General features: G+C 70.3%; 16 protein-coding genes, 1 tRNA gene and 1 pseudogene. 10 read left to right on the plus strand and 8 right to left on the minus strand.

The window, feature by feature from the left end:
* Positions 1-31: 31 nt before the first annotated feature.
* Both AB2L57_RS05215 and AB2L57_RS05220 read right to left on the minus strand, forming a co-directional pair.
* Positions 32-1339 (minus strand): DUF4032 domain-containing protein, encoded by a 1308-nt coding sequence (locus tag AB2L57_RS05215; protein WP_292813898.1) that lies wholly within the window; start codon positions 1337-1339, stop codon positions 32-34.
* 147 nt (positions 1340-1486) lie between these two features.
* A complete protein-coding gene (locus tag AB2L57_RS05220; RefSeq protein ID WP_292813901.1) occupies positions 1487-2590 on the minus strand; it encodes an ABC transporter ATP-binding protein in 1104 nt (367 codons plus the stop codon).
* Between the two features lie 246 nt (positions 2591-2836).
* Between AB2L57_RS05220 and AB2L57_RS05225 the strand changes: the two genes are divergently transcribed.
* From AB2L57_RS05225 to AB2L57_RS05235, 3 genes are all read left to right on the plus strand, one after another.
* On the plus strand, positions 2837-3805 hold the full coding sequence (locus AB2L57_RS05225) for a thioredoxin domain-containing protein (protein ID WP_292813904.1): 969 nt from the start codon (positions 2837-2839) through the stop codon (positions 3803-3805).
* A gap of 46 nt (positions 3806-3851) precedes the next feature.
* Positions 3852-3924, plus strand: a tRNA-Thr gene (locus tag AB2L57_RS05230).
* Between the two features lie 3 nt (positions 3925-3927).
* A complete protein-coding gene (locus AB2L57_RS05235) occupies positions 3928-4887 on the plus strand; it encodes a DMT family transporter (protein WP_292815161.1) in 960 nt (319 codons plus the stop codon).
* On the opposite strand, the gene AB2L57_RS05240 is transcribed toward AB2L57_RS05235, so the two are convergent.
* Positions 4878-5165, minus strand: coding sequence for a nitroreductase family protein (locus AB2L57_RS05240; protein ID WP_409048236.1), 288 nt, complete (start codon positions 5163-5165; stop codon positions 4878-4880). The two genes, AB2L57_RS05235 and AB2L57_RS05240, sit on opposite strands and share 10 nt — an antisense overlap.
* Positions 5166-5367: 202 nt before the next feature.
* Here AB2L57_RS05240 and AB2L57_RS05245 point away from each other — a divergent pair, with 202 nt between their 5' ends.
* Positions 5368-6579, plus strand: coding sequence for an integrase (locus AB2L57_RS05245; protein ID WP_409046856.1), 1212 nt, complete (start codon positions 5368-5370; stop codon positions 6577-6579).
* Between the two features lie 67 nt (positions 6580-6646).
* Here AB2L57_RS05245 and AB2L57_RS05250 read toward each other — a convergent pair.
* Both AB2L57_RS05250 and msrB read right to left on the minus strand, forming a co-directional pair.
* Positions 6647-6778: pseudogene (locus AB2L57_RS05250) on the minus strand (nitroreductase); the annotation flags it as partial.
* Positions 6775-7176, minus strand: a complete 402-nt coding sequence (gene msrB / locus AB2L57_RS05255; RefSeq protein ID WP_292815155.1) for a peptide-methionine (R)-S-oxide reductase MsrB — start codon at positions 7174-7176, stop codon at positions 6775-6777. The gene msrB and the pseudogene AB2L57_RS05250, both read right to left, overlap by 4 nt.
* Before the next feature lie 75 nt (positions 7177-7251).
* Between msrB and AB2L57_RS05260 the strand changes: the two genes are divergently transcribed.
* The 6 genes from AB2L57_RS05260 (at position 7252) to groL (ending at position 12488) form a co-directional block, all read left to right on the plus strand.
* Positions 7252-8259, plus strand: coding sequence for a DUF2332 family protein (locus AB2L57_RS05260; RefSeq protein ID WP_409048237.1), 1008 nt, complete (start codon positions 7252-7254; stop codon positions 8257-8259).
* 9 nt (positions 8260-8268) lie between these two features.
* Positions 8269-8538 carry a DUF3263 domain-containing protein gene (locus tag AB2L57_RS05265; protein ID WP_409048238.1) on the plus strand — a complete coding sequence of 90 codons (270 nt, stop codon included), beginning with the start codon at positions 8269-8271 and terminating at the stop codon, positions 8536-8538.
* Between the two features lie 84 nt (positions 8539-8622).
* On the plus strand, positions 8623-9183 hold the full coding sequence (locus AB2L57_RS05270; RefSeq protein WP_292815148.1) for a LytR C-terminal domain-containing protein: 561 nt from the start codon (positions 8623-8625) through the stop codon (positions 9181-9183).
* Between the two features lie 156 nt (positions 9184-9339).
* A complete protein-coding gene (locus AB2L57_RS05275; protein ID WP_292815145.1) occupies positions 9340-9546 on the plus strand; it encodes a cold-shock protein in 207 nt (68 codons plus the stop codon).
* A 93-nt stretch (positions 9547-9639) separates the two neighbouring features.
* Positions 9640-10740, plus strand: a complete 1101-nt coding sequence (locus tag AB2L57_RS05280) for a DUF3048 domain-containing protein (RefSeq protein ID WP_292815142.1) — start codon at positions 9640-9642, stop codon at positions 10738-10740.
* Positions 10741-10865: 125 nt separating this feature from the next.
* Positions 10866-12488: a chaperonin GroEL gene (groL, locus tag AB2L57_RS05285; protein ID WP_409048239.1), complete on the plus strand. Its 1623-nt coding sequence runs from the start codon at positions 10866-10868 to the stop codon at positions 12486-12488.
* Positions 12489-12564: 76 nt separating this feature from the next.
* Here the strand turns inward: groL and AB2L57_RS05290 are convergent, their stop codons facing one another.
* The 3 genes from AB2L57_RS05290 to AB2L57_RS05300 all read right to left on the minus strand — a co-directional run bounded on the left by AB2L57_RS05290 (position 12565) and on the right by AB2L57_RS05300 (position 15871).
* The gene (locus AB2L57_RS05290) at positions 12565-12852 is read right to left on the minus strand and encodes a WXG100 family type VII secretion target (protein WP_292815516.1); all 288 of its coding nucleotides are present in this window, start codon (positions 12850-12852) and stop codon (positions 12565-12567) included.
* 507 nt (positions 12853-13359) lie between these two features.
* Positions 13360-15033, minus strand: a complete 1674-nt coding sequence (locus AB2L57_RS05295; RefSeq protein ID WP_292815513.1) for a cell wall metabolism sensor histidine kinase WalK — start codon at positions 15031-15033, stop codon at positions 13360-13362.
* A gap of 145 nt (positions 15034-15178) precedes the next feature.
* Positions 15179-15871: a response regulator transcription factor gene (locus AB2L57_RS05300; protein WP_292815510.1), complete on the minus strand. Its 693-nt coding sequence runs from the start codon at positions 15869-15871 to the stop codon at positions 15179-15181.
* Positions 15872-15910 lie beyond the last annotated feature (39 nt).

Here is a 15910-nt window from a genome sequence, read left to right on the forward strand (position 1 = left end):
GTCGCGGGGTCGCCGGGGCGACAGGTGCCGCTCAGACCAGATCGCGCCAGTCGACCTTGTCGGCCTCCTCGTCGGCGACCGGGATGCTGTCGGTGATCACCGGGATCGCCAGCGTCTCGGTCGGCGGACCCATGATCGTCGCTTCGTCGCGGCGATGACGGAGCACGTCGTTGACGTATGACGTGAGCGACTCGGCGAGGGGCACGGAGGTGCCGCGCTCCTGAGACAGGTACCAGCGGTGCTCGAGCACCTGGTGGTACACCTCGGCGGGTTCGAGCTTGGCGCGCAGGTCGTAGGGGATCGCCTTGACGACCGGCTCGAAGACGCGGGTCAGCCATTCGTGCGCAACCATCTCTTCGTCCGCGCCGAGTCGCGAGATGCGCAGCGCGAAGTCATCGAGGTCGTTGAGCAGTCGGCGCGCCTGGTTCTCCTCGACGTCGAGTCCCGTGAGCCGGATCAGGCGACGCTGATGGTGGCCGGCGTCGACGACCTTGGGCTGGATCGAGACGCGGGTGCCGTCGGGGGTCGCCTTGATCGACATCTCGCCGATGTCGAACCCGAGGGCGTTCAGCCTCTGCACCCGCTCGGTGATGCGCCACGACTCGGTCGAGGAGAACGACTCCTGGTCGGTCAGGGCCGCCCACAGCGACCGGTACGACGACACGATGCCGTCGGCGATCGTGAGCGCGTCGACCCCGCCCTCGAGGCGCCCGCCGGCCTCGAGGTCCATGATCTCGCCCGCGATGTTGGTGCGCGCGACGTCGAGGTCGTGCTCGCGCTGGCCCTTGGTCAGCCCCGCCTCGTGCAGCTCACCGGTCTCGGCATCCACGAGGTAGGCGGCGAAGGCGCCCGCGTCCCTGCGAAAGAGGGTGTTCGAGAGCGACACGTCGCCCCAGAAGAAGCCGACGTTGTGCAGGCGCACGAGCAGCACCGCGAGGGCGTCGACGAGGCGGGTGGCGGTGTCGGGTCGCAGTACCTGTGTGAACAGAGCCCGGTAGGGCAGTGAGAAGCGCAGATGCGCGGTCACGAGCGCCGCGGGCAGGGCTGTGCCCTCGGCATCCGCCCGCCCCGCGATCACCGCGACGCGATCGACGCACGGGATGTCGAGCCGATGCAGGTTGCCGAGCATCTCGTACTCGCGGCGGGCCATTTCGGCCGTGGTCTCCTTGACGGCGACGACGCGGCCGGAGAGGTTGGCGAAGCGCACGAGGTGGCGCGAGATGCCTTTGGGCAGCGACACGATGTAGCTGCTCGGCCACTCGGCGAGGGGCGTCGACCACGGGAGCGTGAGAAGCCCCGGGTCCACCTCGCTCGCGGTGATGCTCAGTGCGTCGGTCAATGGAACCTCCCTGGACGGCGGCCTCGATTGTGGCACAGCCGAGGTGGGCGCGCTCTGTGCGCGGGCGCAAGTCCCACGCGCCGTGTCCGGAATGCGCAGCGGCGCGGGTGCCCGAGGGCCCCCGCGCCGCTGCGCGTGATCAGTGCCTCACGCCGAGGCGATCGCCTTGTCGTTGAGGCGCTCGCCCGACTCGGCGTCGAACACGTGCACGTGCCCGGGGATCGCCGAGAGCGTGACCGTCTCGCCGGCGTGCGGGTGACGACGACCGTCGACGCGGGCGACCAAGTCGGTGCGCTTGCCGTTGATGTCGGCGTGGCCGTAGAGGTAGCCGTCGGCGCCGAGCTCCTCGACGAGGTCGACGACGACCGAGAGGCCGGTGCCGTCGGCGGGACCGACCTGGACGTCCTCGGGACGCACGCCGACGGTGACCTCGGTGCCGTGCGCCTTGCCCAGGGTGTCGGCCTCGATGGGGACGACGCCGTTGCCGAACTGCACGCCGCCCTCGGCGAGGTGCACCGGGAACAGGTTCATCGCGGGGGAGCCGATGAATCCGGCGACGAAGACGTTCTTGGGTGTCTCGTACAGATCGCGCGGGGTACCCACCTGCTGCAGGAGGCCGTCCTTGAGCACGGCGATCCGGTCGCCCATGGTGAGGGCCTCGGTCTGGTCGTGCGTGACATAGACGGTCGTGACACCGAGGCGGCGCTGCAGCGACGCGATCTGTGTGCGGGTCTGCACGCGCAGCTTCGCGTCGAGGTTGGACAGCGGCTCGTCCATGAGGAACACCTGCGGCTGGCGGACGATGGCGCGGCCCATCGCGACGCGCTGACGCTGACCACCCGAGAGGGCCTTGGGCTTGCGGGTGAGGTACTGCTCGAGGTCGAGCAGCTTCGCGGCCTCGAGCACGCGGGCGGCGCGCTCTTCTTTGCCGATGCCGGCGATCTTGAGCGCGAAGCCCATGTTCTCGGCGACGGTCATGTGCGGGTACAGCGCGTAGTTCTGGAAGACCATCGCGATGTCGCGATCCTTGGGCGGCACGTCGGTGACGTCGCGATCGCCGATCAGGATGCGGCCGGAGTTGACCTCTTCGAGACCCGCGAGCATGCGCAGGGAGGTCGACTTTCCACAGCCGGAGGGGCCGACGAGGACGAGGAACTCGCCGTCGGCGACGTCGAGGTTGAGCTTGTCGACCGCGGGGCGAGTGCCCCCCGGGTACAAGCGCGTAGCGTTGTCGAACGTCACGGATGCCATGACTCTTCTCCTTCACCGGCAGGTACGTGCCGGACGATCCGTAGTGAATGGAAACGACGGGGGTCAGCCGCCGGGACCCGCCATCGGGCCTCCAGTGAGTATGGCACAGCGAATCGCCTCCCGTCTGGGTGTTTCCCAGGGTGGATCGTTAGCATCGGATCCGGAAAACGTCGCACCCCGTGCCGCGATCCCCGCCCGGGTCCCGCCTTCTGCGGATCCGGGCCCACAGTCAAGACAAGAGGTTCCATGTCGAGCGATGAGACGCCCCACGTCCCCGCGCGCCGAGAGCGGCGCGAGGCGGTCCGCGAGAAGGCGGCAGCGGTTCAGGCCCGCCAGCGCCGCGCGCGCGTGATCCGCACCGGCGTCGTGGCAACCGTCGTCGGCGCCCTCGTCGTCGGCGCGGGGCTCACCGTCGCGTGGACCCTCACCTCCGACGCGTCGCAGCCCGAGCTCGCCCCCGCCGGAATGCAGGACGACGCGATCGTCATCGACACGATCCCCGCGAGCGTGAAGGCTTCGTTCTCCGGCGGCGGCGCAGACGCCCCCGCTGCCCTGTCGGCAGAGCAGACACCCGCTACCGAGGCGGAGGAGTCGCCGACCCCCAGCGCCACGCCCGGCCGGCTGACGATCGACGTGTACGTCGACTACCTCTCCGAGTCGTCGGCGCAGTTCCAGCTCGCGAACGCGCAGCAGCTCACGGAGTGGGTGTCCGAGGGTGCAGCGACGATCTCCTACCATCCCGTCGCGCTGCTGACTGCGAAGTCGAACGGCACGAAGTACTCGCTGCGTGCCGCGGCCGCGGCCGCGTGCGTCGCGACGCACTCGCCCGACACCTTCTTTGCCTTCAACCACGAACTGCTGGCCGAACAGCCCGAGATCGACACCGACGGTTTCAGCGACGAAGAGCTGGCCACCCTCGCGCGGGCGACCGGTGCCGACAACGCCAAGCTTGTCTCGACCTGCATCCAGGAGGGCAGCTTCGTCCCGTGGGTGCAGCAGGCGACGGCGCGCGCGCTCAGCGCTCCCCTCGGCGACACCGAGGCCACGCTGACCGGCCCGACGGTGCTTGTCGACGGCTCGCCCTTCGTCGGCGACCTCGCCGACCAGAAGGAGTTCGCGCAGTTCGTCCTGACGCTCGCGAGCGACGCGTATTACTCGACGCCCACGCCCACTCCGTCGCCGACCGCGACGACGGAGCCCAGCCCCGCGTCCTGACGCGTGCCTCGGCGCCCGTCCTCGGCGCCGTTAGACTGGACCCTCCGCCGGCTTGGCGCAATTGGTAGCGCACCTAACTTGTAATTAGGGGGTTGCAGGTTCAAGTCCTGTAGCCGGCACGCATGAGGGGGTCGCGGGTGCACCGACGGCTTCCCGCTCCGGTCGCCGTGGGCGGCGCCGTGCTGGTGGGGGCGCTCACCGCCGTGCAGACCCACATGAACGGCGCGCTCGGACGCGCGCTGGATGACGGCTTCGTCGCCGCCGCGATCTCGTTCGGGTCGGGACTCGCCCTCGTGCTCGTCCTCGTCGCCGTGCTGCCCGCGGGCCGCGCGGGAGTCGGCCGGCTCGTGCGCGGCATCCGCGTGCGCGGGGTGCCGTGGTGGATGCTGTGCGGCGGCGCCGCCGGAGCCTTCACGGTCGCGAGCCAGGGCTTCACCGTCGGTGTGCTCGGCGTCGCCCTCTTCACGGTCGGGGTGGTGGCGGGGCAGACCGTGTGCGGGCTCGTGCTCGATCGCGCCGGCTTCGGACCTGGCGGCGCCGTCGCGGTGACGCTCGGCCGCACGGCCGGCGCGGCGCTGGCCCTCGCGGGCGTGGCCGTTGCGGTGGCGGGAGTTCCGGCGGGCGTGCCGTGGCCCCTGCTCGTGCTGCCGTTCCTCGCCGGCGCCGGTATCGCGTGGCAGCAAGGTACGAACGGGCGCCTGCGCCAGCGGATCGACTCGGCGATCGTCGCGACCGCCGTGAACTTCGCGGGCGGCACGCTCCTGCTCGTGATCGCGGCGGCGGTGCGCGTGGCGGTCGTCGGACCGCCCGAGGCTCCACCGGCCGATCCCTGGGTGTGGCTGGGCGGCGCGACCGGTGTGGTGTACATCGCCCTCTCTGCCGCCCTCGTCCGCCACACGGGCGTGCTGCTGCTCGGGCTGGGTTCGGTCGTAGGCCTGCTGACCACCTCGCTCGTGCTCGACGCGCTCGATCCGCCGGAGGGAGGCGGCGCGCTCGTGCCGGCGGCGGTCGCCGCGGCGATCGCCCTACTGGGTGTCGTGGTGGCGGCGCGCCCGTGGCGCCGCCGGTCGCGTCAGGGCTGAGGCATCCGCGAGACGAAACGGCGCGCGTCGACGCCGCGCCGGTACCCGCCCCGGCGCCGGTCGGGTTTGCCGCCGACATAGAGCCAGCCGAGCAGGTCCTCGCTCTTCTTGAGCCCGTGCGCCTTGGCGACCGCTTTCGCGCGGGTGTAATGGCCCGTGCGCCAGATGACCCCCCACCCCGCCTCGTCGAGCAGCAGGCTCAGCACGTGGGCGACGCCCGAGGCGACGGCCTCCTGCTCCCAGCGCGGCACCTTGTCACTCTTCCGGGGGCTCGCCACGACCGCGATCAGCAGAGGGGCGCGCAGCGGCTTGCTCGAGATGCCCTTGTCGCCCTCGGCCTTGGCGATGGCGCGGCCGAGGGTGTCGCGGTCTTCGCCGCGCAGCTCGATCAGGCGCCAGGGGGCGACGAGACTCAGCTAAAAGGTCCGGGAAGGGCTGCGCGTGCCTCACGTAGGAATGTCCGCGTAGTTCCCTGGGGTGATGAGCAGGGAGTTGTCGATGGCGGCGCGCCGTGAGATCACGAAGAAGTTCGCCCGCGAGTATGCGAAAGCAGGCAAGGAAGAGAAGGGCCGGCTGCTGGACGAGCTTGTGCACGCGACAGGCTGGACGCGTGATCACGCGCGCCGCGCGATCCGTGCCGCGAACGCACGCAAAGGTGCCGCGCGCGATCAGCAGCGTAAGCCGCGTGAGCGGAAGTACTCCTACGATGCGCTCGTGGTGCTGCAAGAAGTCTGGCGGCTGTCCGGGCAGCCGTCGGGAAAGTACTTCGCGGCGATCATGGACGACACCCTCGAACGCCTCGTCCGCTTCCGTGAGCTCGGCAAGGTCGAGCAGCGGGTCACACCGGAGGTGCTGGACGAGTTGCGATCGATGAGCGCCGCGACGATCGACCGGTACCTGAAACCGCACAAGGACGCCGCCTACCCGGTCGCGGTCTCGGGCACGAAGCCGTCCCACATCCTGCGCTCTTCGATCCCGACGCGCACCAGCATGGACGCCCCGCTGACCGTCCCGGGGTTCCTGGAGCTGGACACCGTCGCGCACTGCGGCCACTCCCTCAAAGGCGAGTTCCTGCGCACCCTGACCGGCACCGACCCGGTCGCGGGGTGGACGATGCTGCGCACGATCCGCAACAACGCCTACGTGCACGTGCACGGCGCCCTGGAATGGATGGTGAAGAACGCGCCCGTCCCGGTCGCCGGGCTCGACTTCGACAACGGATCCGAGTTCATGAACTGGGGCGTGATCGCCTGGGCGGACAAGAAGGAGATCCCCGTCACCCGGGGGCGTCCCTACAAGCACAACGACAACGCGCACGTCGAGCAACGCAACGGCGACTGGGTCCGCAAACACGCGTTCCGCTACCGCTACGAGACCGAGGCGGAGATGACCCTGCTCAACGAGCTCTGGGATTTCGTGATGGCCCGCAAGAACCATCTGCTGCCCTGCGTGAAAGCGATCGACTGGACCCACACCGCAGCCGGCCGGAAGAAGCGCGTCTACGACAAGCCACGTACCCCCTACCAGCGGTTGCTCGACGCCGGTGTGCTCGACGAGAAGACCCGCGCCCGACTGGAGCGCGAGCATGCGAAGCTGAACCCGGCACGGATCACCCGACGGATCAACCAGATCCAGCAACAACTCATCGAACTCGCCGCCGCCCGCACCCAGGGCACCCGCCCCGCCGCCTGAGCTACGCGGACATTTCACGTGAGGCAAGCATCACTCACTCCCGGACATCTTGACGTGAGGCAAGACGGGGGGTGAGGCCCGAGTGGTCGGCGACGCGCCCCGCAGCCGAGACGAGCTCGAGCAGTTCGGCGTGCGAGGGCGCCTCGGCGGTCACCTTCGACCAGGAGCGACGGGCGCGGACGGCGTCGAAAGCGGTCACGAGGCTGCGGTGAACCCGAGCGCAAGCGAGTTCATGCAGTAGCGGTCGCCGGTCGGCGTGCCGTAGCCGTCGGGGAACACGTGGCCGAGGTGCGATCCGCAGGTGGCGCAGCGCACCTCGGTGCGCAGCATCCCGTGCGTGCGGTCCTCGATCAGCTCGACCGCCTCGGGGCGGACGGATTCGTAGAAGCTCGGCCACCCGCAACCCGAGTCGAACTTGGTGCCGCTCCGGAACAGCTCTGCATTGCACGCGGCGCAGGTGTACAGGCCCGCGCGGCTCTCGTCGAGCAGCTCGCCCGTGTAGGGGCGCTCGGTCGCGGCCTGGCGCAGCACGGCATACCGGTCGGCGTCGAGCTGCTCACGCCACTGCGCGTCGCTCTTGTTGACGGCGTAGGTCATGTCTCCTCCTGTTCGCCTTCTATTCAACCCCGGATCTGTCGGGTCGGTTCCCGGTTCGCGGGATTGAATGGGGGGATGCCGTCACACGATGCCGCTTCGCGCTACGCGCGGTTCGCCCGCGACGAGGCGCCGGGCCGCTCGCCGGTCTACGAGGAGTGGGCGCGTGCGGTGGCGGACTCCGCGTCGGCGTGCGCCGTGATCGACCGGCTGCCCGCGAACCGGCGCCAGCCGCCGCTCGTGTTCGCGGTGGCGCGGATGCTGGGGGCGCGGCCCTTGCCGGGCGTGCCGTTCGTGGAGTGGCTCGTGCGTCACGCGGACGCGCTCGTCGCCGAGGCCGCTCGACGCTCGGTGCAGACGAACGAGCCGCAGCGCTGTGCGGCGCTCGTGCCCGCGCTCAGTCTGATCGAGGGGCCGATCGCCCTCATCGAGGTGGGGGCCTCGGCCGGGCTGTGCCTTCAGCCCGACCGGTACGCCTACCGGTATCGCGGGGCGGCCGAGGTCGATCTCGACCCCTCGGGTGGGTCCTCTGTCGTGCTCGAGTGCGAGGTGCGGGACAGCAGCGTGCGGGGCCGCGGCGTGCCCGCGCTGCATCTGCCCGAGATCGTCTGGCGCGCGGGCATCGATCTGGCACCCCTGAACGCGGCGGATCCGAGTGATCGGGCGTTCCTGACGACGCTCGTGTGGCCGGGCGAGACGGGCCGCGAGGCGCGCATCTCCGCGGCGCTTGACGTCGCCGCGGCCGACCGACCGACGATCGTCGCGGGCGATGCGACGGATGCCGGGGCGCTCGAAGCCCTCGCCGCCCGGGTCCCATCGGGGGCGACACTCGTCGTCTCGACACCCGGCGTGCTCCCGCACGTGCCCTTCGCGGGCCGGCAGCGCATGCGGGCGGCGATCCGCGATGTGGGCGCGCGCTGGGTCTCGCTCGACCCGCCGGGGCTCGAGGCGAGTGCGGGGGAGGGGGTGGACGGGGCGAGGTGGCCGGGCTTCGTGCTCGGGCTGGACGGGCACGCGCTCGCCGCGTGCGACCCGCTCGGGGGCTGGCTGGAGTGGCGTAACGGCTCGTCGCGCGCCGCGGGTTAGCGTGGGGCCATGCCCGAGCCCCTCACCGACGACGAGCGCGCGATCCTCGCGTTCGAGGGCGAATGGCTGCGGCACGCGGGCGCGAAGGAGCAGGCGATCCGCTCCGACCTGGGGCTCGCCCCGGCCCGGTACTACCAGCTGCTCGGCCGGCTCATCGACTCGCCCGCCGCCCTCGCGCACGACCCGATGCTCGTGGGGCGACTGCGCCGACTGCGCGACCAGCAGGAGCGCACCCGGCGCGCGCGGGAGCGGGCGCTTCCCGCCGAGTTCCGGGGCTGACGCGCCCCGACCTCTGCCGGGCCTCGCCCTGACGCGCCCCGCCCCCTGCCGGGGCCGCGGGGACGCCGCCGGTAGCATTCTCTGGTGCCCACGCCCCCGAAGGACCGATTCGACGACCTGCCGCCGTCCGCCGGTCGGGTCGGGGCGCACCGCGCCGAGAACCCTCGCGTGCGCGGGTGGGTCGTCTTCCTCTGGGCGCTGGTCGCCACGATCGTGCTCGTTGCGGCCGGCATCTTCGCCACCCTCCTCGGGCAGGGCCGGATCGTGCTGTTCCCCGAGCCCGTGCCGACGGTGGCACCCACACCCACCGTCGCCCCCGTGGTCGATACGTCCTATTCGGTGCTTGTGCTCAACGGCACCCCGCAGGACGGTCTGGCCACTCAGCTCAAGGACGAACTCGTCGCGCAGGGCTGGGCGGACTCGAACGTCATCGCCAGCAACGCCGGAGACCGCGAGTTCGCCACGACGACCGTCTACTACGCCGCGTCCGAGGCCGAAGCGGCCGCCCGCGGACTGGCCGATCTGATCGGCGCGGCCGAGGTCATCCTCGACCCCGAGTACCCGCTGCCGGGCACCGCGGCGACGCAACTGACGGTGGTCATCGGTCTCGATCGAGCGACCGAGGCCCCCGCTCCCGAGGAGTGATCCGCACCCGCTGAGGGGTGGATGCCGCCCCTGATGTTTCCGCGGAGTTAAGAGTTCGCGGCCTGCATGTCAACAGTGGCGCCAGCGGCGTTTCAGGGCGCGCGGCGCTGGTTATTCTGGCGCAGACGCACCCCCCCGCAGCACAGGAGTACACGCATGGCCCAAGGCACTGTCAAGTGGTTCAACGCCGAGAAGGGCTACGGATTCATCACCGTGGCGGACGGCGGTCAGGACGTCTTCGTCCACTACTCGAACATCGACATGACGGGTTTCCGCGTGCTCGAAGAGGGACAGGCCGTGGAGTTCACGGTCGGCTCGGGGCAGAAGGGCCCCCAGGCCGAGTCCGTCCGCGTCGTCGCCTGACCCCGACGTGATCGGGTCCTCGCGGAGGACACATCGCGCCCGTGCCGCCGTGTCGACCGGTCTCGGTCGTCGCCGCCGCCTAGTGTGACGCGCATGATCCCGACCGCGCGCCGGCGCGCGACCTCATCGCGCGCGCCCCGCCGCCGCTTCGTCATCGCCGCGACGTCTCTGGCGATATCGCTCTCCGCCGTGCTCGCCGGGTGCGCGGGCGCACCGGTCGCAGACCGCACGAGCGCGGCAGCCACCCCGACCGCCACGCCCTCCGAGACGGCCACCCCCACCCCCACGCCCGAGCCGCCCGCGACGGCGCTCTCGCCGCTGCGGGGAACCGAGGTGCTCGCCGACTCGATCACCGGTCCCGCCCTCACCGCCAAGATCGACAACCATCCCGCCGCCCGCCCGCAGGTGGGGCTCGAGCGTGCCGACATCGTGTTCGAGGAGCTGGTCGAGGGGGGGCTGACCAGGTACGTGGCCGCGTGGTACTCCGATGTGCCGGAGCAGATCGGACCGGTGCGCAGCATCCGCCCCATGGATCCCGACATCGTGAGCCCGTTCGGCGGGGTCATCGCCTACTCGGGCGGTCAGCAGCGGTTCGTCGACATGATGGTCGCAACGAACGTGCACAACGCCATCCACGGCGGCGCCGACGATGCCTACATGTTCCGCACGCGGACCAAAGCCGCCCCGCACAACGTGCTCGTCGAGGCGCAGCGGCTGCGGGCCGCCTATGCCGGCATCGCCCCGCCCGCGCAGCAGTTCGCGTACTCCGCGCGGCCGCAGACGGCCTCCGCGGCGGCGTACGGGTCGCCGGCCGCGGGCTTCGACCTCTCGTTCTCGCCGCGCGAGACCCGCTCGTGGCGGTGGGATGCGGCATCCACGCGTTATCTGCGTGCACAGAACGGCGTGGCCGATCTCGACGCGTCGGGGGCGCAGCTGGGAGCGACGAACGTCGTCGTGGTCTCGGTGGACATCGACTGGGCCTACGGCGAGATCCCGCGCACCGTCATGGTGGGCTCGGGCACCGCGTGGATCGCGACGGGCGGCAAGGTCGTGCAGGCGACGTGGACCAAGCCGTCGCGAGAGGCCCCGATCGCGCTCACGAACGCGTACGGCATGCCGATCTATCTGGCGCCGGGCAACACGTGGGTCGAGCTCGTGCCGGCCGGATACGGCGGGGCGGTGGGCGTCGTCTGAACGCCGCGCCACGGGGCGGCGCACGGCGGCTTGCACTCTCCAGGGGCGAGTGCCAGAATGGGTTAGCACTCGATCAAGTTGAGTGCTAAGTCCAAACGCCTACGTCCGGGAGGGACGACACACTTATGGCAAAGATCATCGCTTTCGACGAAGAGGCCCGCCGTGGCCTCGAGCGCGGCCTGAACATCCTCGCCGACGCCGTCAAGGTGACGCTCGGCCCCCGCGGTCGCAACGTCGTGCTCGAGAAGAAGTGGGGCGCTCCCACCATCACGAACGACGGCGTCTCGATCGCCAAGGAGATCGAGCTCGACGACCCGTACGAGAAGATCGGTGCGGAGCTCGTCAAGGAGGTCGCCAAGAAGACCGACGACGTCGCGGGTGACGGCACCACCACCGCGACCGTGCTCGCTCAGGCGCTCGTCAAGGAGGGCCTGCGCAACGTCGCCGCCGGCGCCGACCCCATCTCGCTCAAGAAGGGCATCGAGAAGGCCGTCAAGGCCATCACCGACGAGCTTCTCGCCAGCGCCAAGGAGGTCGAGTCCAAGGAGCAGATCGCTGCGACCGCCTCGATCTCGGCCGCTGACCCCACCATCGGCGAACTCATCGCCGAGGCGATCGACAAGGTCGGCAAGGAGGGTGTGGTCACCGTCGAGGAGTCGAACACCTTCGGCACCGAGCTCGAGCTCACCGAGGGCATGCGCTTCGACAAGGGTTACATCAACCCCTACTTCGTCACCGACCCCGAGCGCCAGGAAGCGGTCTTCGAAGACCCGTACATCCTGATCGCGAACCAGAAGATCTCGAACATCAAGGACCTTCTGCCCATCGTCGACAAGGTGATCCAGGAGGGCAAGGAGCTCCTCATCATCGCCGAGGACGTCGAGGGTGAGGCTCTCGCGACCCTCGTGCTCAACAAGATCCGCGGAATCTTCAAGTCGGCCGCCGTCAAGGCCCCCGGCTTCGGCGACCGTCGCAAGGCGCAGCTGCAGGACATCGCGATCCTCACCGGCGGCCAGGTCATCACCGAAGAGGTGGGCCTCAAGCTCGAGAACGCGACGACCGACCTGCTCGGCCGCGCCCGCAAGGTCATCATCACCAAGGACGAGACCACCATCGTCGAGGGTGCCGGTGACTCGGCTCAGATCGAGGGTCGCGTGACCCAGATCCGTCGCGAGATCGACAACACCGACAGCGACTACGACCGCGAGAAGCTCCAGGAGCGCCTCGCCAAGCTCGCCGGTGGCGTCGCCGTCATCAAGGCGGGTGCCGCGACCGAGGTCGAGCTCAAGGAGCGCAAGCACCGCATCGAGGACGCCGTGCGCAACGCGAAGGCGGCCGTCGAGGAGGGCATCGTCCCCGGTGGTGGCGTCGCGCTCATCCAGTCCGGTCGGGTCGCCCTGGCCACGCTGGAGCTCACGGGTGACGAGGCGACCGGTGCGAACATCGTCCGCGTCGCGATCGAGGCCCCGCTCAAGCAGATCGCCCTCAACGCGGGTCTCGAGCCCGGTGTCGTGGCGAACAAGGTCGCGGAGCTGCCCGCGGGTCACGGCCTCAACGCCGCGACCGGCGAGTACGGTGACCTGTTCGCGCAGGGCATCATCGACCCCGCCAAGGTGACCCGCTCGGCGCTGCAGAACGCCGCGTCGATCGCCGGCCTGTTCCTCACGACCGAGGCCGTCGTCGCCGACAAGCCCGAGAAGGCCGCCGCCCCCGCCGGTGGCGACCCGACGGGTGGCATGGACTTCTGAGTTCCCGCCGCTAGATCGACAGAAGGGCCCCTCCATTGCGGAGGGGCCCTTCTTCGTGCGCCCGGCGTCGGTGTTGTCAGCGGAAGAGGCTGAGAGCGGCGAGCTCGGTGTCGGCGTACTGCCGACCTGCTGCGGCGAGCGATTGTGTGATCGCGGCGAGCGAGTCCTCGACCTGGCGCTGCGTCGCGCGCCACTGGTCGATGACCTGCTGGAACGATCCCGCGGCTTGACCGGTCCAGGAGGACTGCAGCTGGGTCAGCTGCGCGAGCATCGCCTGCGACTCGGCGTGCAGGCGATCGACGGTCGCGCGCACGGCGGCGGACTGCGTGAGGATCGCGTCGGAATCGACGGTGAAGACGGCCATATGTTGCTCCGGATCTCGAAGGGACGTGTCGCGCCAGGCTATGAGCGCTGTGCATCGTGCACGCGCCGAGGCGACAGCATCCGTGGAGCCCGTTCTTCGCGCCGGCGTCGGGGAGGAGTCGCGTGCGGCGCGGTTCGCTGTCATCGCGCGCTGGCCGAGCCCGCCTCGCGCGGTGGAAGTGCGTCGCCCGGCCGAGGCGCATCGGCCGGGGATGCTGCTCGCCTGTCGCGTTGTGCGGGTGTGCGGGGCTGCGACCCGCATTTCGCGACAGGGGAGCGGGCGGGCTGCGCGCGGTGGAGGGGGGCGCGCCGGGGATGCTGCTCGCCTGTCTCGTTGTGCGGGTGTGCGGGGCTGTGACCCGCAAGAAGCGACAGGGGAGCGGTCGGGCTGCGCGCGGTGGAGGTGGACGCGCCGGGGATGCTGCTCGCCTGTCGTATTGTGCGGGTGTGCGGGGCTGCGATCCGCATTTCGCGACAGGGGAGCGGGCGGGCTGCGGCGAGCGTGAGGTCAGGCGGAGGGCGCGGAGAATTTGGGCAGGGGCTGCGTGTCGAGGTAGAGGGTGGCCTCGCGGGCGAGCGGCAGGTAGACGCGGAATGTCGCGCCGCCGCCGGGAGTGTCATCGACCTCGACGGCACCGTGCAGGGCATCGACGATCGACGCGACGATCGCGAGTCCGAGCCCGGTGCCCCCGGTCTCGCGCGTGCGCGAGGTGTCGGCGCGCCAGAAGCGCTCGAAGATGCTCGAGCGGATCTGCTCGGGGATGCCCTCGCCGTGGTCGGAGATCGCGATCCAGCCCATGCCGATCGGGGCATGTTCGCCGGTCCGGCTCGGATCGGTGCCGACGGTGATCTCGATGGGGGAGTCGTCGGCCGTGAACCGGCGCGCGTTGCCGAGCAGATTGGCGACGATCTGACGGATGCGGTTCTCGTCGCCGAGGACGACGGGAGGCAGGGAGATCGCGGGTCCGACGGCATCCGTGTCGAACGACAGGGGTGTCGGCAGTGCGGCCTCGCCCGCGGCGGCGCGCGGGGCCGGCACAGGCCGTGAGGCGCGCCGCAGAAGCGAGCGGCGGTTCGTTCCCGAGCCGCCGCCGCGGCCGGCCCCGCCACCGCGGCGACGGGGGAGCGCAGCGGTGTCGGTCGTCGGCTCCTCGCCCGTGCCCGTGCCCGCACCCGCTGCCTCGCCCGCTACGGGGCGTGGGCGCGGCGGTGCCGCCGAGAGGTCGATCACCGTGACCGTGCGACCGGGAGCGGCCGCGCGCACATCCATCGCGGCGTCGCGGGCGACGGGACGCAGATCGACGGGGGTGATGTCGACCTCGCGCTTCTCGTCGAGGCGGGCGAGGGCGAGCAGGTCCTCGACCATGCCGCCCATGCGGATCGCCTCTTTCTCGATGCGCTCCATCGCCTGCGCCGTGCTCTCCGCGTCGCGGATCGCACCCATCCGGTACAGCTCGGCGTAGCCGCGCACGGTCACGAGCGGCGTCCGCAGCTCGTGACTGGCATCGCCGATGAATCGACGCATCTGCCGCACACTCGAATCGCGTTGCGACAGCGAAGCATCCACCCGATCGAGCATCGTGTTCAAGGCACCCGTGAGCCTGCCGACCTCGGTGTTCGGGTCGCCGGGGGTGAGGCGCTGGCCGAAGTCGCCCGCAGAGATCGCCATCGCGGCGCGTTCGACCTGCCCGAGGGCGCGGAAGGTCTGCGTCACGAGGAATCGCGTGAGGAACGCGCCCGCGAGGATCGTGATGAAACCCAGGATCGTGAACGCGCCGAAGAAGGTGGCGAGCGTGCGGTCGATGGGCGCGAGAGGCAGAGCGATCACCTGCGTGTACAGCTGCCCGCCGAGCTGCAGGTCGAGGGGACCCGCGCTCGCGTGGAATACGTCGCCGTCCTCCGACACGAGGGCGAAGGGTGCCGTGCCCTGCGTGATCGTCTTCTCGAGCGGAAAGGACTCCGGCCAGATCGGGCCGCCCGCGGAGGGCACGCTGCCCTTCGACTCGCCCTCCGGGGTGTACACGGCCACGTAGTAGTCGGTGGCGGCGGCCTCGGCGGTGAGGGTGATGCCTACCTCGCCGGTCTCCTCGTCCGCGGTGATCTCGAGCAGGCCGGCGGCGAGGTCGGACTGGGCGCGGGCGATGAGCTGCTCGTCCTGCGCCGTCACCAGCGCGTTGCGCACGAACCCCAGCGTCGCGATCCCCGAGGCGAAGAGCCCGATCGTGAGGATCGCGACGGTGACCCCCGTGACCTTGGCGCGGAGGCTTATGCCTCGCCACCAGAGGGTGAGGGTGTCGGGTTCTTTGTGCTGCGCCAGGAGGTGCCCCCTAGGCGGGCTTGCCGGCCTTCAGCATGTAGCCGAAGCCCCGCTTGGTCTGGATGAGCGCTTCGGAGGAGTGCGGATCGATCTTGCGGCGCAGGTACGAGATGTAGCTCTCGACGATGCCGGCATCGCCGTTGAAGTCGTATTCCCACACGTGGTCGAGGATCTGCGCCTTCGACAGCACCCGGTTCGGGTTGAGCATGAGGTAGCGCAGGAGCTTGAACTCGGTCGGGCTGAGGTCGATCGAGATCTCACCGACCTTGACGTCGTGCGTGTCCTGGTCCATCGACAGCTCGCCGGCGCGGATCACGGCTTCTTCGTCGGCCTGCATCGTTCGGCGCAGGATCGCCTGGATGCGCGCGACGATCTCGTCGAGGCTGAACGGCTTGGTGACATAGTCGTCGCCCCCGGCGTTCAGGCCCTCGATCTTGTCTTCGGTCTCATCCTTGGCGGTGAGGAAGAGGATCGGCGCCGTGTAGCCCGCGCTGCGCAGGCGTTTGGTGACGCTGAACCCGTTCATGTCGGGCAGCATCACATCGAGCACGATGAGGTCGGGTTCCTCCTCGAGCACGGCCGAGATGGTCTGGGCGCCGTTGGCGACGGCCCTGACCTGGAAACCCGCGAACTTCAGGCTCGTGATGAGAAGGTCGCGGATGTTCGGCTCGTCGTCCACGACGAGGATGCGAGGTGCGCTCATCCCCCCATTATCGCGATATGACCCCTCGGGATGCTGGAC

This window comes from Microbacterium sp. HA-8 (genome assembly GCF_046111165.1).
Taxonomy (GTDB): domain Bacteria; phylum Actinomycetota; class Actinomycetes; order Actinomycetales; family Microbacteriaceae; genus Microbacterium.

Coding starts and splice junctions, on each gene's coding strand:
- AB2L57_RS05220 (WP_292813901.1), bottom strand. CDS start 2,590: ATGGCATCCGTGACGTTCGACAACGCTACGCGCTTGTACCCGGGGGGC.
- AB2L57_RS05225 (WP_292813904.1), top strand. CDS start 2,837: ATGTCGAGCGATGAGACGCCCCACGTCCCCGCGCGCCGAGAGCGGCGC.
- AB2L57_RS05235 (WP_292815161.1), top strand. CDS start 3,928: ATGAGGGGGTCGCGGGTGCACCGACGGCTTCCCGCTCCGGTCGCCGTG.
- AB2L57_RS05245 (WP_409046856.1), top strand. CDS start 5,368: ATGAGCAGGGAGTTGTCGATGGCGGCGCGCCGTGAGATCACGAAGAAG.
- msrB (WP_292815155.1), bottom strand. CDS start 7,176: ATGACCTACGCCGTCAACAAGAGCGACGCGCAGTGGCGTGAGCAGCTC.
- AB2L57_RS05260 (WP_409048237.1), top strand. CDS start 7,252: ATGCCGTCACACGATGCCGCTTCGCGCTACGCGCGGTTCGCCCGCGAC.
- AB2L57_RS05265 (WP_409048238.1), top strand. CDS start 8,269: ATGCCCGAGCCCCTCACCGACGACGAGCGCGCGATCCTCGCGTTCGAG.
- AB2L57_RS05275 (WP_292815145.1), top strand. CDS start 9,340: ATGGCCCAAGGCACTGTCAAGTGGTTCAACGCCGAGAAGGGCTACGGA.
- AB2L57_RS05280 (WP_292815142.1), top strand. CDS start 9,640: ATGATCCCGACCGCGCGCCGGCGCGCGACCTCATCGCGCGCGCCCCGC.
- groL (WP_409048239.1), top strand. CDS start 10,866: ATGGCAAAGATCATCGCTTTCGACGAAGAGGCCCGCCGTGGCCTCGAG.
- AB2L57_RS05290 (WP_292815516.1), bottom strand. CDS start 12,852: ATGGCCGTCTTCACCGTCGATTCCGACGCGATCCTCACGCAGTCCGCC.
- AB2L57_RS05300 (WP_292815510.1), bottom strand. CDS start 15,871: ATGAGCGCACCTCGCATCCTCGTCGTGGACGACGAGCCGAACATCCGC.